This window comes from Streptomyces subrutilus, from assembly GCF_001746425.1.
Lineage (GTDB): Bacteria > Actinomycetota > Actinomycetes > Streptomycetales > Streptomycetaceae > Streptomyces > Streptomyces subrutilus_A.
Window position 1 is genome coordinate 6,060,873 of sequence record NZ_MEHK01000001.1, and the last position, 24,814, is coordinate 6,085,686.

At 73.0% G+C, this 24,814-nt stretch carries 21 protein-coding genes, 1 tRNA gene and 1 pseudogene; 12 read left to right on the forward strand and 11 right to left on the reverse strand.

Features of this window, described 5'->3' with window-relative positions:
* Positions 1-95 precede the first annotated feature (95 nt).
* Both BGK67_RS27985 and BGK67_RS27990 read left to right on the forward strand, forming a co-directional pair.
* Complete coding sequence (locus BGK67_RS27985) at positions 96-1,037, forward strand: beta-ketoacyl-ACP synthase III (RefSeq protein ID WP_069922671.1); 942 nt, start codon at positions 96-98, stop codon at positions 1,035-1,037.
* A 157-nt stretch (positions 1,038-1,194) separates the two neighbouring features.
* Positions 1,195-1,279, forward strand: a tRNA-Leu gene (locus BGK67_RS27990).
* Between the two features lie 441 nt (positions 1,280-1,720).
* Here the strand turns inward: BGK67_RS27990 and BGK67_RS41250 are convergent.
* Positions 1,721-2,440: pseudogene (locus BGK67_RS41250) on the reverse strand (IclR family transcriptional regulator domain-containing protein); the annotation flags it as partial.
* 881 nt (positions 2,441-3,321) lie between these two features.
* Complete coding sequence (locus tag BGK67_RS28000; protein WP_069922673.1) at positions 3,322-3,918, reverse strand: sigma factor-like helix-turn-helix DNA-binding protein; 597 nt, start codon at positions 3,916-3,918, stop codon at positions 3,322-3,324.
* A gap of 520 nt (positions 3,919-4,438) precedes the next feature.
* Here BGK67_RS28000 and metG point away from each other — a divergent pair.
* Complete coding sequence (metG, locus tag BGK67_RS28005) at positions 4,439-6,154, forward strand: methionine--tRNA ligase (protein WP_069922674.1); 1,716 nt, start codon at positions 4,439-4,441, stop codon at positions 6,152-6,154.
* 88 nt (positions 6,155-6,242) lie between these two features.
* On the opposite strand, the gene BGK67_RS28010 is transcribed toward metG, so the two are convergent.
* Positions 6,243-7,166 (reverse strand): alpha/beta hydrolase, encoded by a 924-nt coding sequence (locus tag BGK67_RS28010; RefSeq protein ID WP_069922675.1) that lies wholly within the window; start codon positions 7,164-7,166, stop codon positions 6,243-6,245.
* 243 nt (positions 7,167-7,409) lie between these two features.
* Here BGK67_RS28010 and BGK67_RS28015 point away from each other — a divergent pair, with 243 nt between their 5' ends.
* Entirely contained in the window at positions 7,410-7,991 is a 582-nt protein-coding gene (locus tag BGK67_RS28015; RefSeq protein WP_069922676.1) for a hypothetical protein, read from the forward strand.
* Positions 7,992-8,096: 105 nt separating this feature from the next.
* Positions 8,097-8,873: a bestrophin-like domain gene (locus BGK67_RS28020; RefSeq protein WP_069922677.1), complete on the forward strand. Its 777-nt coding sequence runs from the start codon at positions 8,097-8,099 to the stop codon at positions 8,871-8,873.
* A gap of 33 nt (positions 8,874-8,906) precedes the next feature.
* On the opposite strand, the gene BGK67_RS28025 is transcribed toward BGK67_RS28020, so the two are convergent.
* The 3 genes from BGK67_RS28025 to BGK67_RS28035 all read right to left on the reverse strand — a co-directional run bounded on the left by BGK67_RS28025 (position 8,907) and on the right by BGK67_RS28035 (position 11,381).
* Complete coding sequence (locus tag BGK67_RS28025) at positions 8,907-10,094, reverse strand: MAB_1171c family putative transporter (protein WP_069922678.1); 1,188 nt, start codon at positions 10,092-10,094, stop codon at positions 8,907-8,909.
* Positions 10,091-10,648 (reverse strand): toxin-antitoxin system, toxin component, encoded by a 558-nt coding sequence (locus BGK67_RS28030; RefSeq protein WP_069922679.1) that lies wholly within the window; start codon positions 10,646-10,648, stop codon positions 10,091-10,093. Before BGK67_RS28030 ends, BGK67_RS28025 begins: the two co-directional genes overlap by 4 nt.
* Before the next feature lie 64 nt (positions 10,649-10,712).
* A complete protein-coding gene (locus BGK67_RS28035; RefSeq protein ID WP_069922680.1) occupies positions 10,713-11,381 on the reverse strand; it encodes a helix-turn-helix domain-containing protein in 669 nt (222 codons plus the stop codon).
* 218 nt (positions 11,382-11,599) lie between these two features.
* On the opposite strand from BGK67_RS28035, the gene BGK67_RS28040 reads away from it, so the two are divergent.
* The 4 genes from BGK67_RS28040 to BGK67_RS28055 all read left to right on the forward strand — a co-directional run bounded on the left by BGK67_RS28040 (position 11,600) and on the right by BGK67_RS28055 (position 16,989).
* On the forward strand, positions 11,600-12,586 hold the full coding sequence (locus BGK67_RS28040) for a helix-turn-helix domain-containing protein (RefSeq protein ID WP_244291325.1): 987 nt from the start codon (positions 11,600-11,602) through the stop codon (positions 12,584-12,586).
* Between the two features lie 114 nt (positions 12,587-12,700).
* Entirely contained in the window at positions 12,701-14,056 is a 1,356-nt protein-coding gene (locus BGK67_RS28045) for a 6-phospho-beta-glucosidase (RefSeq protein WP_069924160.1), read from the forward strand.
* Positions 14,057-14,152: 96 nt separating this feature from the next.
* Positions 14,153-16,213, forward strand: coding sequence for an MDR family MFS transporter (locus BGK67_RS28050; protein ID WP_069922681.1), 2,061 nt, complete (start codon positions 14,153-14,155; stop codon positions 16,211-16,213).
* Positions 16,214-16,326: 113 nt separating this feature from the next.
* A complete protein-coding gene (locus tag BGK67_RS28055) occupies positions 16,327-16,989 on the forward strand; it encodes a GOLPH3/VPS74 family protein (protein WP_069922682.1) in 663 nt (220 codons plus the stop codon).
* Between the two features lie 115 nt (positions 16,990-17,104).
* On the opposite strand, the gene BGK67_RS28060 is transcribed toward BGK67_RS28055, so the two are convergent.
* Both BGK67_RS28060 and BGK67_RS28065 read right to left on the reverse strand, forming a co-directional pair.
* Positions 17,105-17,608 (reverse strand): nucleotide triphosphate diphosphatase NUDT15, encoded by a 504-nt coding sequence (locus tag BGK67_RS28060; RefSeq protein ID WP_069922683.1) that lies wholly within the window; start codon positions 17,606-17,608, stop codon positions 17,105-17,107.
* The gene (locus BGK67_RS28065; protein ID WP_069922684.1) at positions 17,605-18,225 is read right to left on the reverse strand and encodes a helix-turn-helix domain-containing protein; all 621 of its coding nucleotides are present in this window, start codon (positions 18,223-18,225) and stop codon (positions 17,605-17,607) included. The genes BGK67_RS28060 and BGK67_RS28065 overlap by 4 nt, the downstream gene beginning before the upstream one ends.
* Positions 18,226-18,291: 66 nt before the next feature.
* Between BGK67_RS28065 and BGK67_RS28070 the strand changes: the two genes are divergently transcribed.
* On the forward strand, positions 18,292-19,284 hold the full coding sequence (locus BGK67_RS28070) for an NAD(P)/FAD-dependent oxidoreductase (protein WP_208948761.1): 993 nt from the start codon (positions 18,292-18,294) through the stop codon (positions 19,282-19,284).
* A 25-nt stretch (positions 19,285-19,309) separates the two neighbouring features.
* Here the strand turns inward: BGK67_RS28070 and BGK67_RS28075 are convergent, their stop codons facing one another.
* Complete coding sequence (locus BGK67_RS28075; protein ID WP_069922685.1) at positions 19,310-20,383, reverse strand: ATP-dependent DNA ligase; 1,074 nt, start codon at positions 20,381-20,383, stop codon at positions 19,310-19,312.
* 75 nt (positions 20,384-20,458) lie between these two features.
* Between BGK67_RS28075 and ligD the strand changes: the two genes are divergently transcribed.
* A complete protein-coding gene (ligD, locus tag BGK67_RS28080) occupies positions 20,459-21,478 on the forward strand; it encodes a non-homologous end-joining DNA ligase (protein WP_069922686.1) in 1,020 nt (339 codons plus the stop codon).
* A 103-nt stretch (positions 21,479-21,581) separates the two neighbouring features.
* On the forward strand, positions 21,582-21,827 hold the full coding sequence (locus BGK67_RS28085) for a WhiB family transcriptional regulator (RefSeq protein ID WP_069922687.1): 246 nt from the start codon (positions 21,582-21,584) through the stop codon (positions 21,825-21,827).
* A gap of 80 nt (positions 21,828-21,907) precedes the next feature.
* Here the strand turns inward: BGK67_RS28085 and BGK67_RS28090 are convergent, their stop codons facing one another.
* Entirely contained in the window at positions 21,908-22,879 is a 972-nt protein-coding gene (locus tag BGK67_RS28090; protein ID WP_069922688.1) for an acyl-ACP desaturase, read from the reverse strand.
* 287 nt (positions 22,880-23,166) lie between these two features.
* Positions 23,167-24,807: an ABC-F family ATP-binding cassette domain-containing protein gene (locus tag BGK67_RS28095; RefSeq protein ID WP_069922689.1), complete on the reverse strand. Its 1,641-nt coding sequence runs from the start codon at positions 24,805-24,807 to the stop codon at positions 23,167-23,169.
* Between the last annotated feature and the right edge of the window lie 7 nt (positions 24,808-24,814).

A 24,814-nucleotide genomic window follows, 5' to 3' on the forward strand; every position in this document is an offset into this window, starting at 1 on the left:
GGCACCGGAATCCTGTCGGGTCACACGCACACGTACCCACCAGTAGCAGGCGAAGCTGGGTGATCCTGACTTCCGTACGAGGGGGGACCCCGCCCATGACCGGTTCACGCGTGGTGGCGCTAGGGCACTACCAGCCCGCGAAAGTGCTCACCAACGAGGACCTCGCGGCCATGGTCGACACCACCGACGAGTGGATCCGGTCCCGGGTGGGCATCAAGACGCGCCACGTCGCGGGTCCGGACGAACCGGTGGACGAGCTGGCCTACCAGGCGGCGGGCAAGGCCCTGGCCGGCGCCGGCCTCACCCCGGACGACATCGACCTGGTACTGGTCGCCACCTCCACCGCCATCGACCGGTCGCCCAACATGGCCGCGCGCGTCGCCGCGAAGCTGGGCATGGGCGCCAGCCCCGCCGTGATGGACATCAACGTCGTCTGCTCGGGCTTCACGCACGCCCTGGCCACCGCCGACCACGCCATCCGGGCCGGCTCCGCCTCCCGCGCCCTGGTCATCGGCGCCGACAAGATGACCGAGATCACCGACTGGAACGACCGCTCGACCTGCGTGCTCACCGGCGACGGCGCCGGCGCGGCCGTCGTCGAGGCCGCCGCGGAGCCGGGCATCGGCCCGGTGCTGTGGGGTTCGGTCCCCGAGATGGGCAACGCCGTCCGCATCGAGGGCTCGCCGCCGGTCTTCGCGCAGGAGGGCCAGTCCGTATACCGCTGGACCACCAGCCGGCTCCCGCCGCTCGCCCGCAAGGTGTGCGAGAAGGCCGGGGTCCTCCCGGAGGACCTGGCCGCGGTCGTGCTGCACCAGGCGAACCTGCGGATCATCGAGCCGCTCGCCGCGAGGATCGGCGCCGTCAACGCCGTCGTCGCCCGCGATGTCGTCGACTCCGGCAACACCTCGGCCGCCAGCATCCCGATGGCCCTGTCCAAGCTGGTGCAGCGCGGCGAGATCGCCACCGGCGCCCCCGTGCTCCTCTTCGGCTTCGGCGGGAACCTCTCCTACGCGGGCCAGGTCATCCGCTGCCCGTGACCCGGTCGAGACGCGCCGTCTCGTTATGTCCGCCGACGCATGCGTGCAGGTCAGCACGGCGTGGCGGGCGGCGGCCGCTCGGATAAGTGGTCGGAGCCCTGCGGATCCTTTGCTATTGTTGTCCATGTCGCCGCGGGAAACCGGGGCCGACCACCTGGTCCGGGTGGCGGAATGGCAGACGCGCTAGCTTGAGGTGCTAGTGCCCTTTATCGGGCGTGGGGGTTCAAGTCCCCCCTCGGACACAAAAGAAGGACCCCGCTCCGGCGGGGTCCTTTTCGTTGTCCTCAGCCCCGGGGCCGGGCCCGCGGTCACGGGCCCAGGACCACCAGTCCCGTGGGGGTGGCCAGGGTGCCCGGGGCGACCTGGGTGAAGGTGTGCGGCAGGGACAGACAGGGACCGCCCGTGTCCGGGAGGGCCTCGAAGAGGTACGCCGCCGCGGAGGAGGTGTCGCTGACCAGGTGGGGGCCGGCGGGGGAGCCGGTCGTCCCGGTCAGCGGGGTGCGGAACATGCGCCGGAGATGGCGCAGGGTCTCCGGGGTGAGCGGGGCCCGCCCCGGCTCCGTCCGGCGCGGCGCGTCCGACGGCTCAGTGCCCGAGGCGTCCGGGGTATCCGGAACACCAGCCGCGGGCAGGGCCCCGGTGCCGGACGGGGCGGCCGGGCCCTCGGGGGGGATCGCGCCCGACAGGAGCAGCGCGAGCAGCACCGGCACGGCCTTGCGGCGCAGCGCCGCCGTGGCCTGGGCCAGCCGGTGCGCATGGGCCGCGGGCAGCGAGAGCGCGAGGCTCCCGGCGGCGTCGCCGGTGGCGATCGGGATCGCCGAGCAGACCACGCCGGGGGAGTACTCGAGCAGGTCGAAGACGGGCGCGCCGGGTGCCACCGAGTCCAGGGCGCTGAACAGGGCCCGGCTGTCCGTGATCGTGCGCGGGGTGAGCCGCGCCGGGCGGTGCCGGGCCACGTGGTCGGCGCGGCGGTCGTGGTCGAGCTGGGTCAGCAGGCACTTGCCGACGGCGCTGGCGTGGGCGGCGGCCCGGAAGTCCACCCACTCCCGGACCGGCGGCGTGCCGGGCCCGTCCGCCATCTGCGTGATCCGGACCTCGCCCTCCGCGTACCGGCTGAGGTAGACGGCGGCCCCCGCGCTGTCCCGGGCCAGGGACAGGGTGCGCTGGAGCTGGCCCGCCAGACCGTGGCCGCCGGGGGCCCCGAGCCGGTCCAGGGCCGGTCCGCGCGCGTACACCCCCGCGGCCGGGCGGTACGCGTACTCCTCCTCGCACAGCATCGACAGCAGCGGGCCGAGCTCCTGCCCGGTGAGGCCCGACGCCCGTGCGAGGCGGGGGGCCCGCACGCCCAGGGGGTGCTGCTCCAGGACCCGTACCACGGCCAGCGCGCGCCGGGCCTCCGCCAGGGCCTCGCCGGTCCCGGCCTGGACGACGGTCCCGCGCGCCGCGGCCGTCAGCGCCGGGTGGCGCAGCGGGCCGGCCGCGAGGGCCGGCTCGGTCACCCCCGCCGGCGTGATCCCGGACGGCGGCGCGGCCGACCCCGCCGACGCCGGGCCGACCGCCGGGGCGCAGGCGCCCGCCGGGGTGGCCGTGACCAGGGCCGTCGGCGGCCGGAACGCGGCCAGTACGTCGGGCAGCCCGGCCCTGGGCAGCGGCACCGGGCCCAGGTCGGGATCGTCCAACTGGTCCACGTACCGCAGGACCGCGGCCTGGGCGCACAGCCGCACCTCCCGCAGGTCCCGCCGCCCGCCCGGCCGGAAGCCGCGGCGGCCCAGGTCGCGCGCCCACAGCCGGGCGTCGTGGTGTTCGCCGCGCCGGGAGTGGTCGAGGAAGAGGCAGTACGCGGCCGGGGCGGTCCGCGCATGGCCCGAGCCGGCGGCGAACTGCCACCAGAACCGGGCGCCTTCGCGCAGCCCGGCCAGGTGCAGGAGACAGCCGAAGACGACCGCGCCGGCCAGGTCGGTGTGCCCGCTGGAGAGGAAGGAGCCGAGCTGCTCCTCGGCCTTCGGCCCGCACACGGAGGCCAGGCAGGCGGCCTTGAGGTCGCGCCGGGCGCGCTCGGAGTCGAGCGGGCAGTCCCGCGCGGGGTCGCTCCAGCCGAACACCGACCGCCGGCGGGCGCGGTGCCCGGTGGCGGGCGCGTGCGGGGTCGCGCGCAGCAGCCGGGCCTCGGCCGCGCCCAGGTCGTAGTGCGGATAGCGGTTGCGGACGCCCGCCCGGGCGAGGAACTCGGCCAGGGAGCGGGGGGTCTGTTCGCCGTCCTGCGGTCGCCGGCGTTCGTAGGGCCTCATGATTCGGCGGATTCGGCTGGGCCGGCGGCGTCCACGGAGGTGTCGAGCAGCCGGGCGAGGCGCCGGTGGGCTTGGCCGAGGTAGGAGCGGACCGTGGCCTCGTCGACGCCCATCACGGCGGCGGCCTCGCCGGGGGAGCACTGGAGCCCGTACCGCAGCAGTACCGCGTCGCGCTGCCGCTCGGCCAGCCGGGAGACGGCGGAGTAGAAGCGGATGGCGTCGGCCAGCACCTCGTACCGGTCGGCGTGGGCCTCCTTGAGGGCGGCCTCGAAGGCGCTGATGTCCATCGGTTCGGGCCGGTGCGGCTGCCAAGGGTGGCGCCGGTGCTGGCGTTCGTCCAGGCACCGCTTGAGCACGGTCCACGCGTAGGCGTCCAGCCGGTCCATGTGGAGCATGCGGAGCCATTCGGCCATGATCGAGTCGAAGGCGGCGTCCACCGCTTCCTCGGCCGCCTCGTCGGAGCCCAGCTGCAGATACGCGAAGCGCATGTAGGCCGGCCGCCGGTTGGCGTGGAAGGCCCAGTACGACAGGCGCGCCGTCGGATCCCACTGGCTCATGGGCGTCGGCCGCCGGCGCCGGCTCGGCAGTCCCACGGCCCCACCGGACTCCTCCGGTCCGCCATCACTCACCGCTCCACCTCATCCCCTGTGCCCGCGCACCAGGAAATCAGCGCGGGCGCACTCGGAGGGCGCAGAGAAGAAACCTGGAAATATTACGTTCGGTGATGATCGATTCGTGATCGATGGCGATCACGCAGGCGTTCAACCAGCGCGTATGCATATGCCGGTCGCAGATGGCGGCGCACGACGCGTGACGAGCACGGACCGCCCCGGCCCGCGGATGCCCGCCGGACGCCCTCCGTGGCCGGCCCGGCGGTCGGCCGTGGCGCCGGCTGACGGGACGTCCGGGCCCGCCGGTCGGGCGCCCGGCCGACCCGCTGTAGCATGGGCGCCATTGCGAGGGCCGTGACGCAGAGGTCACCACCCTCGCTTTTGCGTTACGTCCACCCAGAACAAATGCGGCGCGGGGCCTTTCGGCGGTTCGATACGATGAACCGCACTCACAATCCGTCACGTCACGTTGTACCGCACAGACGAAATGGAGCATCCGAGGATGGCTCGACACCTGATCACCAGCGCGCTTCCCTATATCAACGGGATCAAGCACCTGGGCAACATGGTCGGGTCGATGCTTCCGGCGGATGTGTACTCCCGGTACCTCCGCCAGCGCGGCCACGACGTCCTCTACATCTGCGCCACCGACGAGCACGGCACCCCCGCCGAACTCGCCGCCAAGGAGGCCGGCCTCTCGGTCGCCGAGTTCTGCGCGCAGGCCCACGACGCCCAGAAGGCGGTCTACGACGGCTTCGAGCTGTCCTTCGACTACTTCGGCCGCAGCTCCTCCGTGCAGAACCGCGAGATCACCCAGCACTTCGCGCGCAGGCTCCAGGAGAACGGCTTCATCGAGGAGCGCGCGATCCGGCAGGTCTACTCGCCGGTCGACGGCCGCTTCCTGCCGGACCGCTACGTCGAGGGCACCTGCCCGCACTGCGGCTACGACAAGGCCCGCGGCGACCAGTGCGAGAACTGCACCCGCGTCCTCGACCCCACGGACCTGATCGAGCCCCGCTCGGCGATCTCCGGCTCCACCGAGCTGGAGGTCCGCGAGACCAAGCACCTCTTCCTCCTCCAGTCCAACCTCCAGCACGAGGTCGAGGCCTGGGTCTGCGAGCACGAGGAGGAGTGGCCGCAGCTCGCCTCCTCCATCGCCCGCAAGTGGCTGACCGAGGGCCTGCACGACCGCGCCATCACCCGCGACCTCGACTGGGGCGTCCCCGTCCCGGCCGACACCTGGCCGGAGCTGGCCGCCGAGGGCAAGGTCTTCTACGTCTGGTTCGACGCCCCGATCGAGTACATCGGCGCGACGAAGGAGTGGTCGGACCTGGACCCGGCGAACCGCGACTACAAGTCGTGGTGGTACGAGGCCGAGGACGTCCGCTACACGCAGTTCATGGCCAAGGACAACGTCCCGTTCCACACGGTGATGTTCCCCGCCACCGAACTGGCCACCCGCGAGCCGTGGAAGAAGGTCGACTACGTCAAGGCCTTCAACTGGCTGACGTACTACGGCGGCAAGTTCTCCACCTCGCAGAAGCGCGGCGTCTTCACCGACCAGGCGCTGGAGATCCTCCCGGCCGACTTCTGGCGCTACTTCCTCATCGCCAACGCGCCCGAGTCCGACGACTCGTCCTTCACCTGGGAGCACTTCGCCGCCACGGTCAACAAGGACCTCGGCGGCACCCTCGGCAACTTCGTCAACCGCGTACTGACCTTCTCCCGCAAGAAGTTCGGCGACGAGGTTCCCGCCGGCAGCCCCGCCGGCGAGGTCGAGGCCAAGCTGGGCGAGCAGATCGCCGAGCTGCTGGCCGAGTACGAGGGCCACATGGAGTCCCTCCAGTACCGCAAGGCGGCGGCCGCGCTGCGCGCCCTGTGGTCGGCCGGCAACGCCTACCTGGACGAGAAGGCCCCCTGGCTGGAGGTCAAGACCGACCTGGAGGGCGCGGCGCTCACCCTGCGCACCGCCATGAACCTGATCCACCTCTACTCGGTGGTCTCCGAGCCGTTCATCCCGGCCTCGGCGCGCGCCATGCGCTCCTCCTTCGAGCTCGCCGGGGACACGGCCACCTGGATCACCCCGGAGCAGGCCAGGTCCCTGGACGCGGTGCCGGCCGGCACGCCGTTCACCGTGCCGCCGGTGCTCTTCGCGCGGGTCACCGAGGAGGACCTGGAGTCCTACCGCGAGCGGTTCGGCGGCAGCGAAGCGGGCTGACCCCCGACCGACCGACCGGAGGGGCGCGACCAGCCGTGGTCGCGCCCCTCCGGCGTACCCGGCGGCCGGGGCGTGCGCCGCGCGCCCGTCAGGCGGTGACGGCCGCCCGCTCCGGGTCGCCGTCCGGGTCCAGCGGCGGGTAGGTGACGGTTCCCCGCACCAGGCAGTCCTCGAAGAAGCCGAGGCAGCGCAGGTGGTAGGCGCGGGCCGCGTAGCCCAGGCTGATGTTGTGCCCGGCCTCCGGCTGCCGGTCGATGTGCACCCGGGGGGCGCCGGTCAGCCGGGACCTCAGCTCGGCGAGCGCGTCGCGGTCGTAGCGCCACCAGGGCTCGTGCTCGGCGAACGTGAACCGTACGGGCACGCGGACGCGGCCCGCGGCGCTCCGGAAGACCTCGGGCCAGCGGACGATGTCCGCCTGCTCGCGGGGCGGGACGGGGGCGATGATCGAGCCGCAGGTGGCGAAGGTGCTCGGCGGGTAGAGGCGCAACGGCCCCCAGCTGCGCCGCCCGCCTCTGGAGGCGCCCCTTCCGCTGAAGGCGTCCGGCGCGTAGCGGTGGCCGCATCCGGAGATCTCCATGCCGAGCAGGTCGGGCGGGGCGTGGTCGGCGGCGGTGAGCAGCGCGACCTTGCCGCCGAAGGAGTGGGCCAGCAGGAAGACGCCGGCTCCGGTCGGGTACCGGGCGCCGAAGTCGCTCACCGCCGCGGCGAGGGTGGCCGCCTGCTCGGCGACCGCCTGTCCCTCGGGGAGGGCGGCGGCCGACCGGCCGTAGCCCGGCCGGTCCACGGCCACGACCGTGTACCCGAGGCGGGCGCCCAGGGTGAGCAGGGAGAAGTCGGGCAGGGCCTGGCTGTCGAAGTAGCCGGCGCTCATGCCCGCCCCGTGCACCGCGACCACCGTGGCCCGCGCCGGGCCCCCGGCCGGTTCGCAGAGCAGGGCGGACAGGGCCGTGCCGCCCGCGTCCAGGACGATCCGGCGCACCCCCGGAGACAGGTCCTCGTGCGCGGTGCTCATGCCGGCACCGCCCCGGGGGCGGTCGGCTCGGCGCCGACGGTGATGACGTCCGTGTCCACGGGAGCATCCTGCGCTGGGATTGTCGTATTCATGACGTGACGCGCCGAACCCGGTCCGATCCGCCCGGCGGCGATCTCGTCCGGTCCGCCGCGTGTCGAAGCGGGGCCGTGATCGTTTCTTCAGCCGTAGCCCTCATGAACATTCAGGAAGCTCATCCGGGCTGCGGAATCGGGAGGACACGCGGTGACCGCTTGGCAGTACCTCGCCGGGGCGGGCCTGGTGGCGGCCCTGTGCCCGCTGCACGGCCATGTGGCGGTCGCGGGCGACGGGCACGGCCGCGGCGCCCGGGTCGACCTGTGCGTGCCGGGCGGTGAACCGGGGCGGCCCGTGTTCCGGCCGCCCTCGGTACGGCCGGGGGTACCCGGCGCCGAGCGGCCCACCGTGCACCACCCGGGGCGGTCCCCCGAACGGCCCGCGCCCGCGCCCCCGGAGCGGCCCGCTCCGGCGCGGCCGCCCGGGGTGCCGCGGCCGCCGGTTGCGGCGGAGCCCTCCGCGGAGGCCCGGGCCGGGGGGACGGAGCCGCCGGTGCCCGCGCCGGATCCCGAACCCGGTCCCGGACAGGTCCGGGCGGACGCACCCGCCCCGCCCCGGCCCAAGGCCGCCGCCGCGCCCGCGAGCGCCTTCCACGTGCGTCCGTACCGCTCTGTCGCCTTGGAGCGGCGCGGCCCCGGCGGGATGTCGACGCTGATGCTCATGGTCGTGGTCACGACCCCGGCCGTGCTGGCGGCCGCCGCCCTGCGCCCCCGCTCCAGGAGCCGCGGCTGACCGCCGCCCGCACCGCACGTCCTCGCCCCCGATCCGCCGCCCGATCCGCCCGCCGCTCCAGCTCCACCCACCGAACCGCCCACGATCCACCCCGGGAGAATCCACGTGTCCGAATGGCTGGTCCTGGCCATCGCCATGGCGCTCGTCTGCGCCCTCGTCCTCACCATCACCCTGATCCGGCACCGCCGGGCCGCCGACGACGAGGACACCAGCGAACCCCCCGATGTCATCGAGTACATGACCATGATGGTGGGCGTGGTCTACGCGATCGTGCTCGGCCTGGCCATCGCGGGCGTCTGGGAGGCGCGCGGCGCCGCCGAGGACAGCGTCCGCCGCGAGGCCCAGGCGCTGTACGAGGTCACCCAGCGTGCCGACGTCTACCCGGCCGCCGTCCGCGACCGGATCCGCGGCGAGGTGGACGCGTACGTCTCCCACACGGTCGCGGTGGACTGGCCGCTGCTGACCTCCGGCGAGAGCGCCTCGGCCGAGGGCGGGCAGCTGCTCGGCAAGCTGCGCAGCGACGTCACCCACCAGAGCCCGGCCACCGAACTCCAGGCGCAGGCCTACCAGCCGCTGCTGGACCACATCGCCGCGGCGGACGACGCCCGCCATTCGCGCACCCAGAGCTCGGAGTCCACGCTGCCGGGCGTGGTGTGGTTCGGACTGCTCGTCGGCGGAGTGGTCACGGTCGGACTGATCTTCACCCTGCAGATCCGCCGCTCCGGGCGGGAACTGCTGCTGGCCGGGCTGTTCAGCGCACTGATCGTGTTCCTGCTGTTCATGGTGTGGAGCTTCGACGCCCCCTACGGGCGGGACGGCTTCGACTCCGCCGGCCCGTTCCAGGACCTGTTCCCGGCGACGGCGGTGGCCGCCGCCCGCTGAGCCGCGAGCCGTGCGGGCCGGGGGCCGCGCCGTTCAGGGGCGCCCGCTCCCGGACAGCGCGGCCTGCTGGCGGACCGCCTGCACCACCGGCGAATGCCGCAGGGCGTGGGAGATCCGCAGCAGGTCGCGCGGCCCGTCGGCGGTGTCGAGCACGGTCTCCTCGCCGGCGCCGATGACCTGGCCCTCGGGGTCCGCCGAGCGGGCCTGCACGGCGGCCGCGACCATGGCGGCGTCGGCGACCGCGCGGGCGGCCGCCTCGTCCGACCCCTCCGCGACGGCGCGCGCGTACGCCCGCTCGCGCAGGCCCCGGTCGAAGTAGGGGCCCAGGTGCAGGAATCCGTCGTGGATGTCCGACTCGCGCTGGATCACGCGCAGCTCGGCGGCGGACCACCAGGCCATCCGCACGGACGGGGTCCCGGCCGGCGCGGAGATCTGCACCTCCTGCCACAGCGAACCGAGCCTGCGGTACGTCGCCCAGGTCTCCCAGTTGTCCGACATCCGCTGGCAGACGAGCGGGAGCACGAAGCCGATCGCACTGATCAGCGCTCCGACGGAGGCCAGCGGCGGGGCGACGAGGGTGCTGAGGAAGTCGAGGTCGTGGCCGGTCCAGCGGGCGACCACCGCGGTCATCTTGGTGGCGTCGTAGCTGAGGTTGAACATGTAGCCCGCAACGATGATCATCAGGCCGACCCGCAGCCAGCCGCGCACCTGGAGGGACCAGCGCCAGCACATGGCCACCATCACCACGGCGGCCACGTTGTGCGCCAGCAGGTAGAGGGCGATCATCTCGCGGATGTACGGGGCGTTGGCGTAGTGGGTGTCCAGGTCGCGCAGCCGCTCCTCGGGGGCGTCACCGAGGGCGAAGAGCACGACCAGGGCCACGATCACGATGCTGTAGCCGAGGATCCACCGCCGCGAGACGCGGCGGGTCTCCTCGGGCGGCCCGCCCCGCCAGTTGACGACCAGGACCAGGCAGGACGCGCTGAACGCGGTGATCAGGCAGTACACCAGCGGGGCGGAGATGTTGGGCACCCCGGTCCAGCGGTTGACCGCCGCGATGGTGGGCGGGGCGGCGAAGGCGAACACGGCGCCGGCCAGCATCAGCAGCGCGCAGACCGACCGGAGCAGCGGATCGCGCCAGTTGTGGCGCAGGGCCGGCAGCTTGAAGGCGAGCGAGATCGCCATCGCGGCTGCCGGTATGTAGTAGTCCTGGCCGTTCAACGATCGTTCCTGTGCCCCCGGTAGCCCAGCGCGGCCTCGATCCGGCCCGCCAAATGGTCGCGCTGCGCCGGAGCCCGGTGGCTCGCCGAACCGGCGAGCCAGGTCCGGCACCGGCTCCCCAGCAGTAAGCCGAAGGTCTCGGCCTCGCTCTCCTCCCGTACGTCGGCACGCGTGCGCGCGGCGACGCGGCGGACGGTCTCGCCGATGTCGGCCTCGTCGGACAGCAGCCGGGCGGCGACGGCGGCGCCGTCGACGTGGTGGCTGCAGTGGCCGGCCTTCATGTGCCACAACTCGTGGCCCAGGATCACCAACTGGTGGTCGGGCGCCGTGCGTTCCTCGATGACCACGAGATCGCGGTCCGCCATGTCGAGCCACAGGCCGCTGGCCGTCCCCGGCGGGAACGAGGCCATCCGGAAATCCACCCGGCGGCCGCGGTGTCTGCTCATGCCCTCGCAGAGGGCGGCGTAGAGGTCCACGGGTTCCACGGGGGCGGTCAGCCGGATCCCGGCCACCAGCTCCGCGCACAACCGCCGCTGCTCTCTGCCTATGCTCACCGTTCTCCCCGTCGGCGCGGATCCGGATCAGGACTCAAGGATCAGACCCAGATGTTCGACTGGGTCAGGATTCGTTCGGTTTGACGCTTTCGAGGAGCATGTCCAGCCATTCGGTCACCTTGTCCCGGTGCTTGTCGCTGGGCAGTTGGGCGGCTCTCCAGGCGATGCCCCGCACACCGTGGTTCTGGAGGAGTCTTGCCAGCGGATCGCCTGCCGAAGCGGCCGAGGCCGCAGCGGTTTCCCGGGCACGGCCCGCGAAGTCCTGGAGCAGCTGCTGCTCGGTGCGCTGGAGCGCGTCGGTGAGGGCGTCCGCGTCGTGGGCCGTGAGGAATCCGGCGTGCACCCCGAAGAAGCGCTGGATCGCGTCGCAGTGCTCCATGGTGGGGCGGCGGTCGCCGTTGATCAGGGCTCCCGCCTGCTGTCGGGACATTCCGGCGCCGTCCGCGATCTCCTGCTGCGTGTAGCGGCGGCCGTTGGGTTTGACCCGGGTGCGCCGCAGCAGGTCGAGGCGCTGGAGGAAGCGCGTCTGGAGATCGGGTTCGCCGGCGGGCCTGCCGTCGAGCAGGATCCTGACCACGTCCGCGGGCACGCCGGAAGCCTCCGAGAGACGCCGCAGGTCGAAGACCTGGTTCAGGTCGCGGCCCATCTTGCCCGCGAGTTCGGCGACGCGCGTGACGGTGGCTGCCAGGGGTGCGTGGGCCACCGCGACGGGAGCCGGGAAGCCGTCTGTCACCAGGGGTTCTCCTAGTTCGCACGAAGTCGGTACGGGCACATGGTCGGCTTCTGGAATCTAGCCGTTATCCCACCGAAGGGCTAGAACGTGCCACAGCTGTGGCGGGAATGAGCTGTCAAGAGGCTGGAATTGCCACAATAGTTGACACTCGAATGAAGTCGGTAGCAGGATCGCCACACGGAAATGAAGATCCAGACCGTGAGGAGGGGGAGCTCTCGGTGCCATATCTCGCAGCGGTGGGCCCGGCCGATGGCCTCGCCCGAGCCGGTGAGGAGCGCCTGGCGGGCGAGGAGCCCGCACGCGGCGCCGTGCGGTCGGAGCGACGCAAGGAGATTTTGCGCCAGCGCCGCGAGGAACTGGGGCTGAGCCAGGAGGACCTCGCCGCGCGGCTGCGCATCAGCGTGCGCGCGTACGGCAATTGGGAACGCGGCCTGGTCAAGGAGTGGACGGACCGCAAACTGCTGGCCCTGGCAGAGGCGTTGGAGATGAGCGAGCGGCAGTGCTTCTGGCTCTTCCGCGTCATGGTCGACCGCGACCCCCCGCCCACCTGGCGGGCGGCCGAGGAGAACCGGCTGCCCGAGGACCCCGCGCAGCGCGACTACCTGTGCGACTACGCGGCCCTGATGGAGGCCGTCCCCTACCCGAGCTTCCTGGTGGACCACCGCTGGGACGTCGCGCTCACCAACTCCGCCTTCGACCAGCTCTTCCAGTCGGTACGGCCGCACCCGACGGCCCTGCCGGACGACAACTTCCTGCGCTTCGTGCTGTTCCACCCGGACGCCGCGGCCGTGCTGGAGGACCACGAACCGGCCTGGTGCGTACCGCTGCTGGCGCAGTTCGCCACCGCGCTCGCGGCGGCCCCGGAGGACGAGGGGCTGCGCAGCATCCGCCAGGAGGTGGCTCGCGATCCCTTCATGGAGGCGGCCTACCGCTACGGCGTGCCGCACTGGCTGAGCATGCGCGGAGCCGAGGCGGCCGAGCAGGACGGGGCGGTGCGCAGCGTGCGCCATCCCGACCCGCGGCGGGGGCTGGTGCGCTGCCGCATGGTGGCCGAGACCAGCCGGATGCTGGACGGGATGGGGCTGACCCGGATCACCATGATCCTGGCGGCGCCGCAGGGCGCGCCGGCGGGCCCCGTCCGGGGCGGCGGGCTCGCCCAGCAGCAGGGCGCCCGCCTGCGCGCCGTGCCGTCGCTGGAGGAGTGAGCGGCCGGGGGAGACTGTCCCGGTAGGTCGCGTGCCGCGGAAGCCGGGTCACCGTGCCGGTCCCGTGTCACCGATCGTGGCACTGGTGTCGGTTCGGTGAAGGGCGGTAAGGGCGTGCGGCTGACGATCCTCGGCGGGGGCGGGTTCCGGGTTCCCCTCGTCTACGGAGCACTCCTCGGCGACCGTGCCGAGGGCCGGGTGACCGAGGTGACCCTGTTCGACGAGGATCCGGCGCGGCTCGGCGCCATGGCCCGGGTGCTCGCGGACCAGGCGGCCGCCGCCGGGGCGCCGGACGCCCCGGCCGTCAAGGCCACCGCGGACCTGGACGAGGCCCTGCGCGGGGCCGACTTCGTGTTCTCGGCCATCCGGGTCGGCGGGCTCGAGGGGCGGGCGGCCGACGAGCGGATCGCCCTGGCCGAGGGAGTGCTGGGCCAGGAGACGGTGGGCGCGGGCGGGATCGCGTACGGGCTGCGGACCGTGCCGGTGGCCCGGGAACTCGCCCGTAGGATCGCCCGCGCCGCTCCGGACGCCTGGGTCATCAACTTCACCAACCCGGCCGGGCTCGTGACCGAGGCGATGGCCGAGGAGCTCGGCGAGCGCGTGATCGGCATCTGCGACTCGCCCGTGGGACTGGGCCGGCGCATCGCCCGGCTGCTGGGAGCCCGGCCGCAGGACGCCTGGATCGACTACGTCGGCCTCAACCACCTGGGCTGGGTGCGCGGGCTGCGCGTCGGCGGCCGCGACGAACTGCCCCGGCTGCTGGCCGACACCGAGGCGCTGGAGTCCTTCGAGGAGGGCCGGCTCTTCGGCGCCGAGTGGCTGCGCTCGCTCGGCGCGATCCCGAACGAGTACCTGCACTACTACTACTTCAACCGCGACACCGTACGGGCGTACCAGGAGGCCGAGCAGACGCGCGGGGCCTTCCTGCGCGACCAGCAGCGCGGGTTCTACGCCGAGGCGGGCCGGTCCGGGCTGCCGGCCGGGGCGGCGCTGGCCGCCTGGGACCGGACCCGGGCCGAGCGCGAGGCCACGTACATGGCCGAGAACCGCGAGGCGGCGGGGGCCGGCGGGCGCGACGAGAGCGACCTGGAGTCCGGCGGCTACGAGAAGGTGGCGCTCGCGCTGATGCGGGCCATCGCCCGGGACGAGCGGGCCACCCTGATCCTCAACGTCCGCAACGGATCGGCCCTGTCCGTCCTCGACGCGGAAGCCGTGATCGAGGTGCCCTGCCTGGTCGACGCCAACGGCGCCCACCCGGTGGCCGTCGCCCCGCTGCCGCTGCACGCGGTCGGGCTGGTGACGGCGGTCAAGGCGGTCGAGCGGGAGGTCCTGGCGGCCGCGGCGAGCGGCTCGCGGGCGGCCGCGGTGAAGGCCTTCGCCCTGCACCCGCTGGTGGACTCGGTGGGGGTGGCCCGGCGGCTGCTCGACGGCTACGCGTCCGAGCACCCGGGCCTGGCCTACCTGCGCTGACGCCCGGCGCGCGGGAACGCGCGCCCGGTCCCGCACGCTCGCCCGTACGGCCCAGTGCCGCATGCGCGGCGCCGGGCGCGCTGTGAGAGTGCGAGGGTGACCACTGCCCCCGCCACGGCCTCCGCGCCCACCGTGATCGACCGGCGGCGGCGCAATGTCATCTTCGGCACGATCATGCTGGGCGTCCTGCTGGCCGCCCTCGACCAGACGATCGTCGGCACCGCCCTGCCCACGATCGTCGGGGACCTGGGCGGCGGCGACCACATGTCGTGGGTGGTGACCTCCTACCTGCTCGCCGAAACGGTCGCGACCGTGCTGGTCGGCAAGTTCGGCGACCTCTTCGGCCGGAAACTGATCTTCCAGATCTCCGCCATCGTCTTCATCAGCGGCTCCTTCCTGTGCGGTCTGTCGCCCAACATGACGTTCCTGATCCTGTGGCGCGGAGTCCAGGGCGTCGGCGCCGGCGGCCTGCTGGTCACCGCCATGGCCCTGATCGCGGACGTGGTGCCGCTGCGCGAACGCGGCAAGTACCAGGGCATGATCGGTGCCGTCTTCGGCGTCGCCACCGTCATCGGACCGCTCCTCGGCGGGCTGTTCACCGACCAGCTGACCTGGCGCTGGTGCTTCTACGTCAACGTGCCGATCGCGATCCTCGTCGTCATCGCGGCCGCCCGGACGATCCCCTCCGTACGGGCCGAGGGCAAGCCGGCCATCGACTACCTGGGCATCGCCCTCGTCGCGGTCGGCGCGAGCGCCCTGATCCTGGCCACCAGCTGGGGCGGCAACGAGTACGCGTGGAACTCGGACACGATCATCGGCCTGTTCGCGGGCGGCGCCGTCGCCCTCGCCCTGTTCTGCCTGGCCGAGACGCGGGCCGCGGAGCCGATGCTGCCGATGCGGCTCTTCCGCAACCCGGTCTTCTCCGTGTGCTCCGTCCTGAGCTTCGTCGTGGGCTTCGCGATGCTCGGCGCGATGACCTTCCTGCCCACCTACCTCCAGTACGTCGACGGGGACTCGGCCACGATCTCCGGCGTCCGGACCCTGCCCATGGTCTTGGGCCTGCTGCTCGCCTCGGTGTTCAGCGGCAACGTCACCAGCAAGACCGGCCGGTACCGGATCTTCCCGATCGTGGGCAACGCGGTCATGGGCGTCGGCCTGTACCTGCTGTCGCGGATGGAGCCGGGGACCAGCACCCTGCTGGAATCCCTGTACATGTTCGTGCTCGGCACCGGCATCGGCCTGTCCATGCAGGTGCTGACGATCGCCGTGCAGAACACCGTGGACTACGCGGACCTCGGCACGGCGACCTCCGGGGTCACGTTCTTCCGCACGCTCGGCAGCGCCTTCGGGACGGCGGTCTTCGGCACGATCTACGCGAACAGCCTGGGCCCCGGGCTCGAGGCGGGGATCGCGGAGTCGGCGCGGCTCACCGGGCAGGACCCGGCTCAGCTGGCCAAGGCCGTCTCGACGCCGGAAGGCGTGCACCGGCTCGACCCGACGGCCGCGGCTCCCCTCGTCGACGCCTACGCGCACGCCCTGCACACGGTGTTCCTGTGGACCGTGCCGGTGGCCGTGTTCGGGTTCGTCGTCGGGCTCTTCCTGAAACAGGTCAAGCTCCGCGACAGCGCCCGCGCCGGGTCGACGGACATGGGGGACGGCTTCGCCTCGCCGGCCACGGCCAGTGGGAACTCGGCCAAGCTGCTGGAACTGGCGGTCGGCAAACTCGTACGGAGCATGGGGCCGGATACGGCGCGCTCGATCGTCCACGCCTCCGACACCCGGCTGGACATGGCGGGCGCGTGGGCCGTGATGCAGGTGGAACTCCTGACCCGGACGGTGGGCGCCGCCAGCCTCGGCCTGATCGCCGGCCGCCGTTCCGTGCCGCCGGAGGTGCTGCTCCCGGTCTTCGACCGGATGGTCGAGGAGGGCTTCCTCAGCCGCGAGGGCGCCTTCTTCACGCTCACCCCGGGCGGACAGCGGGAGGCCGACGTCATCTCGGCGGCGTGGGCGGGCTGGCTCGGGGACCAGCTGGAGAAGGACCGCGGCCGGCCGCGGAGCGCGGAGCTGCGGGTGGCGGCGGACGCGATCGCGAAGCGACTGCTCGCGGAGGACCTGGGGGAGGGCAACTTCGCGCCGCGGGGGCGGGTGCGGGTGTAGGGGTGGGCGGAGCGGGGTGGGGCGGGGTGGGGCGAGGCGGGCCGTAGCGGGAACTTCCGGGGGCCCCCGGGCGTCCTTGCCTGCGGGAAGTACGGACAACGGGGGTGTCACTCATGGCCGTCACGCTGGCTGAGGAGATCATGCTGCTCTCCCTGGACGACGAGTCCGGGGCCGCGAGGCAGCGGCAGGCGGTGGGCTGGGCCGTCGCGGGCGGGATCCTGCTCGAACTCGTCATGGCGGGGCGGGTGACGGTGAAGGGCAAGTACCTGGAGCTGGCGGACGAGACGCCCACCGGGGAGGAACTGCTCGACGGCCGCCTCGGGCTGATCGCGACGTGGCTGCGCGGGCGCAGCAAGCGCCGGGTGACGGACTGGCTGACGAAGGACCAGGCCAAGGCGGTCGGCGCCGGCGTGGAGCGGCTGTGCGCGCGGGGCGTGGTCGCGGTGGAGGAGAGCAAGGTGTTCGGGGTGTTCCCGCGGCGCCGCTTTCCCGAGGCCGACGGCACGGTGGAGCGGGCCCTGCGGGAGCGGCTCACCGCCGTGGTGATCGGGGGAGCCGAACCGGACGAGCGCACGGCGGGCCTGGTCGCGCTGCTGCACGCGGCCAAACTGCACCGGCTCGCCTTCCCCGACCTGCCGCGCGGTCAGGTCACGGCGCGGATGGCGGAGATAGCCGGCGGCCAGTGGGCGGCCGAGAGCGTGCGGGCGGCCATCCGCGACATGCAGGCGGCGATGGTGGCGGTCACCACGGTGACGGTCATCGCGGCGGGCAGCTGAGGCCGGCCGGGGCCGGGAGTTCCGTGGCCCGCGTCGGCGCCAGGCGGGTGCCGGGCCCGAATCCGGGCCAGGAGGGTGCCGGGTGCCGGGTGGCGGACCGGCGTCCGGGGCCGGATCAGGTCGCGGTCGGGTAGTCGTACGAGGGCACGTGCGGCAGCGTCGTGAGGTCGGGGCGCCACACGCGCAGCACCGCCGCGGACGGGGCGTAGAGGGCCGCGGGGATGTCGGCCGGCGCGAACCACTGCCAGCGGACGATCTTGTGCGGCTCGGTGACGGCGGGGACGCCGTGGGCCGTCGTGGTCACGGCGGCCGCCGTCAGCCGGGTCAGGCCCGCCTTCGCGTCGATCTGCACGGACAGCACCCGGATCCCCTCGGGGTCCGCCCGCAGGTCCGTTTCCTCGGCGAGTTCCCGGGCGGCGGCCTGTTCGAAGCCCTCCCCCGGGTCGACCTTGCCGCCGGGCAGCTCCCAGCGGCCGTCGTGCGCCTGCCCGAGCAGGATCCGGCCGTCCTGGCCGACCACGACCAGGCCGACGCCGACGATGGCGTTGGGCTGCGGGGCGGCCCGCTCGGGGCGTTCCGGCCCTTCGGGGACTTCGGGGCGCTCGTCGGTGGTGCTCATGGACGTCCTTCCGGTGAGGCGGTGGGCCTGGCGCGGACGTGGATCCGCTCGCCCTGCGGTCCGAAGAGGCTGAGGCACTCCGCCGCGTGCGGGCCCGCGTTGAAGAAGGCGTGCGGGGTGCGCGTGTCGAACTCGGCGACCTCGCCCGGGCCGAGGACCAGGTCGTGCTCGCCCAGCAGCAGCCGGATGCGCCCGGACAGCACGTACAGCCACTCGTAGCCCTCGTGGACGCGCAGCTCCGGCACGGGCGCAGTGCCTTCGACGGCGGCCGGGAAGACCTGCTTGAAGGCGTGCACCCCGCCGAAGTGGCGGGTCAGCGGCAGGATGGTGGTGCCGTGGCGGACGAGGGGGCGCGGGCGGATCCGCGGATCGCCGGTCTCGGGCGCGCCGACCAGCTCGTCGAGCGCCACCCGGTGGGCCTTCGCCAGCGGCAGCAGCAGCTCCAGCGTGGGCCTGCGCTGTCCGGACTCGAGCCGGGACAGGGTGGAGAGCGAGATTCCGGTGGCCTCGCTGAGCTGGGCCAGGGTGGTGCCGCGCTCCTGGCGCAGGGCGCGCAGCCGCGGCCCGACGGCGGTCAGCACGCCGGCGAGTTCCTCGTCCTGCTTCTCGGTGGCCATGGTCCCATTTGCCGCTTCGGCAACAACATTTGTCAAGTCCGGGCGGCCGGGAAGATCCTCACCGGTATGGACAGCGACAACGAAGACACGATGACGGAACGGTTCGACGTGGTGGTCGTCGGCGGCGGAGCCGCCGGGCTCGCCGGAGCACTGACCCTGGTCCGGGCCCGCCGCTCGGTGCTGGTGATCGACTCCGGCAGCCCGCGCAACGCCCCCGCCGCCCACCTGCACGGCTACCTCGGCCACGACGGGCAGAGCCCGGCTGCCCTGCTGGCCCGGGGGAGGGAGGAGGTCGCCGGCTACGGCGGGCGGATCCGGACGGGCACGGTCGTCGCCGCGGACCGGCTGCCCGACGGAGGGTTCCTGGTCCGATGCGGGGACGGCTCGACCGTCCGGGCGGGCCGGCTGCTGGTCGCCACGGGCCTGGTGGACGAGCTCCCCGCCGTGCCGGGGCTGCGGGAGCGCTGGGGGCGCGACGTGCTGCACTGCCCCTACTGCCACGGCTGGGAGGTGCGGGACGAGGCGGTCGCGGTGCTGGCGGACGGGCCCCTCGCCGTGTTCCAGGCCGGGCTGTGGCGGCAGTGGACCGCCCGGACCACCCTCCTCGCGCACACCTGGCGGCTCACCGCCGAGGACCGCGAGCTGCTGGCCGCCCGGGGCGTCGAGGTCGTCGAGGGCGAGGTCACCGGACTCCTCGTCGAGGAGGACCGGCTGACCGGGGTGACCCTGGCCGGCGCGGGCGAGGCCCGGTGTTCGGCGCTCGTGGTCGCGCCCCGGTTCACGGCCCGCTCCGGGATCCTGACCGGCCTGGGCCTGCCGACGACCGCCCTGGAGCGCGACGGCCACGTCGTCGGCACCTGCGTCGAGGCCGACCCGCTGACCGGTGCCACCGCCCACCCGGGCGTCTGGGCGGCGGGCAACGTGGCCTCCCCGATGGAACAGGTCGCCGGCGCGGCCGCCCAAGGAGTGCGCGCGGCCGCCGCGATCAACTCCGACCTCGTCGAGGCGGAGACCCGGCGGGCGGTGGCGGCCCACCGCGCGGCGACGGGCACGCGCTAGGGCCGTGGCCGGGAAGGCTCACGGGTCAGCCGGCCGGGGAAGTGCCGAGCACCTCGGCGAGGTCGTAGCCGACGACCTCCTCCAGTTGGGCGTAGGTGCAGCTCTCCGGTTCCCGGTCGGGGCGCCAGCGGGCGAACTGGGCCGTGTGCCGGAAGCGGTCGCCCTCCATGTGGTCGTACTTCACCTCGAGGACCCGCTCCGGGCGCAGCGGCACCCAGGACAGGTCCTTCTTGCCGGTCCAGCGGCTCTGCGCGCCGGGCAGCCGGGCGCTCTCGTGGGCGGACTCCTCGGCCCACGCGGCCCACGGATGGCCCTCGGGGTCCGGCATGCGCAGCGGCTCCAGCTCCTCGACCAGCTCGGCCCGGCGCTTCATCGGGAAGGCGGCGCACACGCCCACGTGCTGGAGGGCGCCGTGGCCGTCGTAGAGGCCGAGCAGCAGCGATCCGACAATCGGACCGCTCGTGTGGAAACGGAAACCCGCCAGGACGACGTCGGCCGTACGCTCGTGCTTGATCTTGAACATGAGGCGGGCATCGGGCCGGTAGGGCAGATCGAGGGGTTTGGCGATCACCCCGTCGAGCCCGGCGCCCTCGAACCGCTCGAACCACTCCTGCGCGAGCGCGGGATCGGTGGTCGCGGGCGCGAGGTGGACGGGGGGCCGAGCGGTGGACAGGGACCGGACGAGGGCGCTGCGGCGCTCGGTGAGCGGGGTGTCGAGGAGCGCCTCGTCGCCGAGCGCCAGCAGGTCGAAGGCGACGAAGCTGGCGGGGGTGGTCTCGGCGAGCATCTTCACGCGCGAGGCGGCGGGGTGGATGCGCTCGCTCAGCCGGTCGAAGTCCAGACGCCCGCCGCTGACGACGACGACCTCGCCGTCGACGACGCAGCGGTCGGGCAGGTTCTCCTTGAGGGCCGCCACCAGTTCGGGGAAGTACCTGGCCAAACTCTTGCCCGTCCGGCTGCCGATCTCGATCTCGTCGCCGTCGCGGTGCACGAGGGCCCGGAAGCCGTCCCACTTCGCCTCGTACTGCATCCCGGGCGGGATCTTCCTCACGGACTTGGCGAGCATCGGTTTCACGGGCGGCATCACCGGCAGGTCCATGTCTTCGATTCTGCGGTGGTACGTCCGCGGCCGCCCGGTGTGCGCACCCGGCCGGACCCGCCTACCGTGGCGCACATGGGTGCTGCCGGCAATGCCATCGAGCTGGACGCGGGCGGGCGGACGGTACGGCTGTCCAGTCCGGACAAGGTGTACTTCCCCGAGCGCGGTCTCACCAAGCGGGATGTGGCCGAGTACTACCTGGCGGTCGCGGACGGCATCACGCGCGCCCTGCGCAACCGCCCGACGACCCTGGAGCGCTACCCGGACGGGGTGGAGGGCGAGTCCTTCTTCCAGAAGCGCGCTCCGAAGAACCTGCCCGACTGGATCCCGACCGCCCACATCGCCTTCCCGAGCGGGCGCAGCGCCGACGAGATCTGCCCGACCGAGCCCGCCGCCGTCCTGTGGGCCGCCAATCTGGGCTGCCTCACCTTCCACCCCTGGCCGGTGCGCCGCGAGGACACCGACCGGCCCGACGAGCTGCGGATCGACCTCGACCCCCAGCCGGGCACCGACTACCACCACGCCGTGGCGGCCGCGCACGAACTGCGCGCCCTGCTGGAGGAGCTGGGGCTGCGGGGGTGGCCCAAGACCTCGGGCGGCCGGGGCCTGCACGTGTTCGTCCCGATCGAGCCGCGCTGGACCTTCACCGAGGTCCGCAGGTGCGCCATCGCGCTGGGCCGGGAGCTGGAACGCCGCATGCCGGGCAAGGTCACGACCGCCTGGTGGAAGGAGGAGCGCGGCGAGCGGATCTTCGTCGACTACAACCAGACGGCGCGCGACCGCACGATCGCCTCCGCCTACTCCGTCCGCCCCCGTCCGCACGCCCCGGTGTCGGCGCCGCTGCGCTGGGACGAGGTGGACGACGCCGAGCCGCGCGACTTCGACATCGTGACCATGCCCGCCCGCTTCGCCGAACTGGGCGACCTGCACGCCGACATGGACGACCACGCCTTCACCCTGGACGCCGTGTTCGAACTCGCCGCCCGCGACGAGCGCGAACACGGTCTGGGCGACATGCCCTACCCCCCCGACTACCCGAAGATGCCGGGCGAACCCAAGCGCGTCCAGCCGAGCCGGGCGAAGCACGAGGACTGACGGGCGGGCGGACTGACCGGGCGGGGCGGGGCGGGCCGGCCCGGCACCTGGTGTTGAGAGACCGTTGATCGGACGTCCATCGAGTGCAACCAGGATCACCGGCATGTCGATGAACACCGCTGCCGCCACCGCCACCGCCTGGTACGACCTCGCCCTGTGCGCCCAGACGGGCCCGGGCTTCTTCTTCCCGGAGCCGGGATCTTCGCTGCGCGACGCGAAGCGGCTGTGCGGGGCGTGCGAGGGGCGGACGGCATGCCTGGAGTACGCCCTAACCCACGACGAGCGCTTCGGCGTCTGGGGCGGCCTCTCGGAGTCCGAGCGCCAGGCCCTGCGGCCCCGCCGCGGCTGAGCGGGGACAGCGCGAAGCCCTGGCGGAGCAGCGCTCCGCCAGGGCTTTCGTCTTCATGCCGGTGAGCGCGGGGGCGGGTGTCAGCCCTGGCGGGCCGCGATGCGGGCCGCGCGGGCGGCCAGGCGCTCGTCGAACTTGCGGGCCTCGGAGTCCAGGCCGTTCATGAACAGGCCGAGCTTCTCCTGGGCCTTCTGGCCCTCCGGGCCCAGGCCGTCGATGTCCATGATCTTCAGGAAGCGGATCACGGGGCTCAGCACGTCGTCGTGGTGGATCCGCAGGTTGTAGACCCCGCCGATCGCCATCTGCGCGGCCATCCGCTCGAAGCCGGGCATGCCGTGTCCGGGCATCCGGAAGTTGACCACGACGTCCCGCACGGCCTGCATGGTCAGGTCCGGGGCGAGCTCGAAGGCGGCGCCCAGCAGGTTGCGGTAGAAGACCATGTGCAGGTTCTCGTCCTGCGCGATGCGCGCCAGCATCCGGTCGCACACGGGGTCACCGGACTGGTGGCCGGTGTTGCGGTGCGAGATGCGGGTGGCGAGCTCCTGGAAGGCCACGTACGCCACCGAGTGCAGCATGGAGTGGCGGTTGTCGGACTCGAAGCCCTCCGACATGTGCTGCATCCGGAACGCTTCCAGCTTGTCCGGGTCCACGGCGCGCGAGGCCAGCAGGTAGTCGCGCATCACGATGCCGTGGCGGCCCTCCTCGGCCGTCCAGCGGTGCACCCAGGTGCCCCAGGCGCCGTTGCGCCCGAAGAGGCTGGCGATCTCGTGGTGGTAGCTGGGGAGGTTGTCCTCGGTCAGCAGGTTCACGACCAGCGCGATCTTGCCGATGTCGGTGACCTTGGACTGCCGCGGGTCCCAGGCCTCGCCGTCCTCGAAGAAGCCCGGGAAGTTCCGGCCGTCGCTCCACGGGACGTACTCGTGGGGCATCCAGTCCTTGGTGACCTTCAGATGGCGGTTGAGTTCCTTCTCGACCACCTCTTCCAGCGCGAACAGCAGCTTGGCGTCGGTCCACGCCTCAGAGCTGCCGAGGTGGGGAGAGGTGATCGTCACGGGTACTCCTGAGTGCAAAGCGAATTACCTACGGTTCCGTAGCCTACGGAGTCGTAGGTTAAACCCGGCATCAAGGCCAGCCAAGCCCCCGGTAGGGCTATAGCCGGTTACGTCCCGTTATCTATGCAGTTTGAGGGCGTGCTGAAGCGGAACCCAGGGCTCAAAGTCATGCCACCAGGTGGCGCGCCGTTGCCGCCTTGACGGCCGCGACCGGCGCCCGGAGGGCGGCGACCGCGTCGGATCGCGTGCCGCTCCGGGCACCCGGCTTCCGGGTCCCTACCGTCCGGTCACCCGTGCCAGAGCGTCCCCCGGACCTCCTCGGCGGTGGTCGCACGCAGCTCGCCGTCCAGCATCAGCCACCGGGTGATGCCGATCGACTCCAGGAACGGCACGTCATGGCTGGCCACCACGAGCGCCCCCTCGTACGACTCCAGCGCGTCCGTCAGCTGCCGCACGCTCCCCAGGTCCAGGTTGTTCGTCGGCTCGTCCAGCATCAGCAGCTGCGGAGCCGGCTCCGCCAGCAGCAGCGCCGCCAGTGCCGCGCGGAAGCGCTCGCCGCCGGACAGGGTGCCCGCGGCCCGGTCCGCCCGGCCGCCCCGGAACAGGAAGTGCGCCAGCCGCGCCCGGATCAGGTTGTTCGTGGCCTGCGGGGCGAACCGCGCCACGTTCTCCACCACCGAGCGGCTCTCGTCGAGCACGTCCAGCCGCTGGGGCAGGAACCGCGTGGTCACGTGGGTCAGCGCTTCCCCGGACTCCGGCGCCAGCTGTCCCGCGATCGTGCGCAGGAGCGTGGTCTTGCCCGAACCGTTGCGGCCCACCAGCGCGATCCGTTCCGGGCCGCGCAGTTCCCACTCGCCCGGCACGGACGCCCCGTGGGCCAGGCGCAGGTCGCCCAGGGTCAGGACGCGCCGGCCCGGGGGTACCTGGGTGGCGGGCAGCTGGATGCGGATCGCGTCGTCGTCGCGGACCGCCTCCACCGCGTGGTCCAGCCGCTCCTTGGCCTCGGCCAGCTTCTCGGTGTGCAGGATGCGGTGCTTGCCGGCCGACTCCTGCGCGGCCCGCTTGCGGGCGCCCATCACGATCTTCGGTTCGCGCTTGGTGTCGTTCATCTTCTGGCCGTACCGCTTGCGCCGGGCCAACTTGGCGTGGGCATCGGCGAGTTCGCGCTTCTGCCGCTGTACGTCGGCCTCCGCGACCCTGACCATGCGCTCCGCCGCGTCCTGCTCGGCGGCGAGCATCGCCTCGTAGTCGGTGAAGTTCCCGCCGTACCACCGGACTTCGCCGTCGCGCAGATCGGCGATCTGGTCGACGCGCTCCAGCAGCTCCCGGTCGTGGCTGACCAGGACCATCACCCCGGTCCAGGACTCCACCGCCGCGTACAGCCGGCCGCGGGCCCGCAGGTCGAGGTTGTTGGTGGGCTCGTCCAGCAGCAGTACGTCGGGCCGTGCCAGCAGGAGGGCGGCCAGCCGCAGCAGGACGCACTCGCCGCCCGAGAGTTCGCCGACGGTCCGGTCCAGGCCGATCCGGGCGAGCCCGAGCTGGTCGAGCGTGGCCAGGGCCCGCTCCTCCACGTCCCAGTCGTCGCCCACGGCGGTGAAGTTCGCCTCGGTGGCCTCGCCGGCCTCGATGGCGTGCAGGGCCTGCCGGGCGGTCCGGATGCCGAGCGCCTCGTCCACGCGCAGCGCGGTGTCGAGGGTGATGTTCTGCGGGAGGTACCCGATGCTGCCGGCGACCGACAACTGGCCGTCAGTGGGGGTCAGTTCACCCGCGAGAAGTTTCAGCAGGGTGGACTTCCCGCAGCCGTTGAGCCCGATCAGGCCGGTGCGGCCGGGTCCCACGGTGAGGTGGAACCCGTCGAACACGGGGGTGCCGTCGGGCCAGTCGAAGGACAGGGCGGAGCAGGTGACGAATGCGGGGGCATGGCTCATGGAGGCC

Excerpts from the sequence above, each read along its gene's own strand:
- BGK67_RS27985 (WP_069922671.1), top strand. The coding sequence starts at position 96 with ATGACCGGTTCACGCGTGGTGGCGCTAGGGCACTACCAGCCCGCGAAA.
- metG (WP_069922674.1), top strand. The coding sequence starts at position 4,439 with ATGGCTCGACACCTGATCACCAGCGCGCTTCCCTATATCAACGGGATC.
- BGK67_RS28010 (WP_069922675.1), bottom strand. The coding sequence starts at position 7,166 with ATGAGCACCGCGCACGAGGACCTGTCTCCGGGGGTGCGCCGGATCGTC.
- BGK67_RS28055 (WP_069922682.1), top strand. The coding sequence starts at position 16,327 with ATGGCCGTCACGCTGGCTGAGGAGATCATGCTGCTCTCCCTGGACGAC.
- BGK67_RS28060 (WP_069922683.1), bottom strand. The coding sequence starts at position 17,608 with ATGAGCACCACCGACGAGCGCCCCGAAGTCCCCGAAGGGCCGGAACGC.
- BGK67_RS28065 (WP_069922684.1), bottom strand. The coding sequence starts at position 18,225 with ATGGCCACCGAGAAGCAGGACGAGGAACTCGCCGGCGTGCTGACCGCC.
- BGK67_RS28070 (WP_208948761.1), top strand. The coding sequence starts at position 18,292 with ATGGACAGCGACAACGAAGACACGATGACGGAACGGTTCGACGTGGTG.
- BGK67_RS28075 (WP_069922685.1), bottom strand. The coding sequence starts at position 20,383 with ATGGACCTGCCGGTGATGCCGCCCGTGAAACCGATGCTCGCCAAGTCC.
- ligD (WP_069922686.1), top strand. The coding sequence starts at position 20,459 with ATGGGTGCTGCCGGCAATGCCATCGAGCTGGACGCGGGCGGGCGGACG.
- BGK67_RS28085 (WP_069922687.1), top strand. The coding sequence starts at position 21,582 with ATGTCGATGAACACCGCTGCCGCCACCGCCACCGCCTGGTACGACCTC.
- BGK67_RS28095 (WP_069922689.1), bottom strand. The coding sequence starts at position 24,807 with ATGAGCCATGCCCCCGCATTCGTCACCTGCTCCGCCCTGTCCTTCGAC.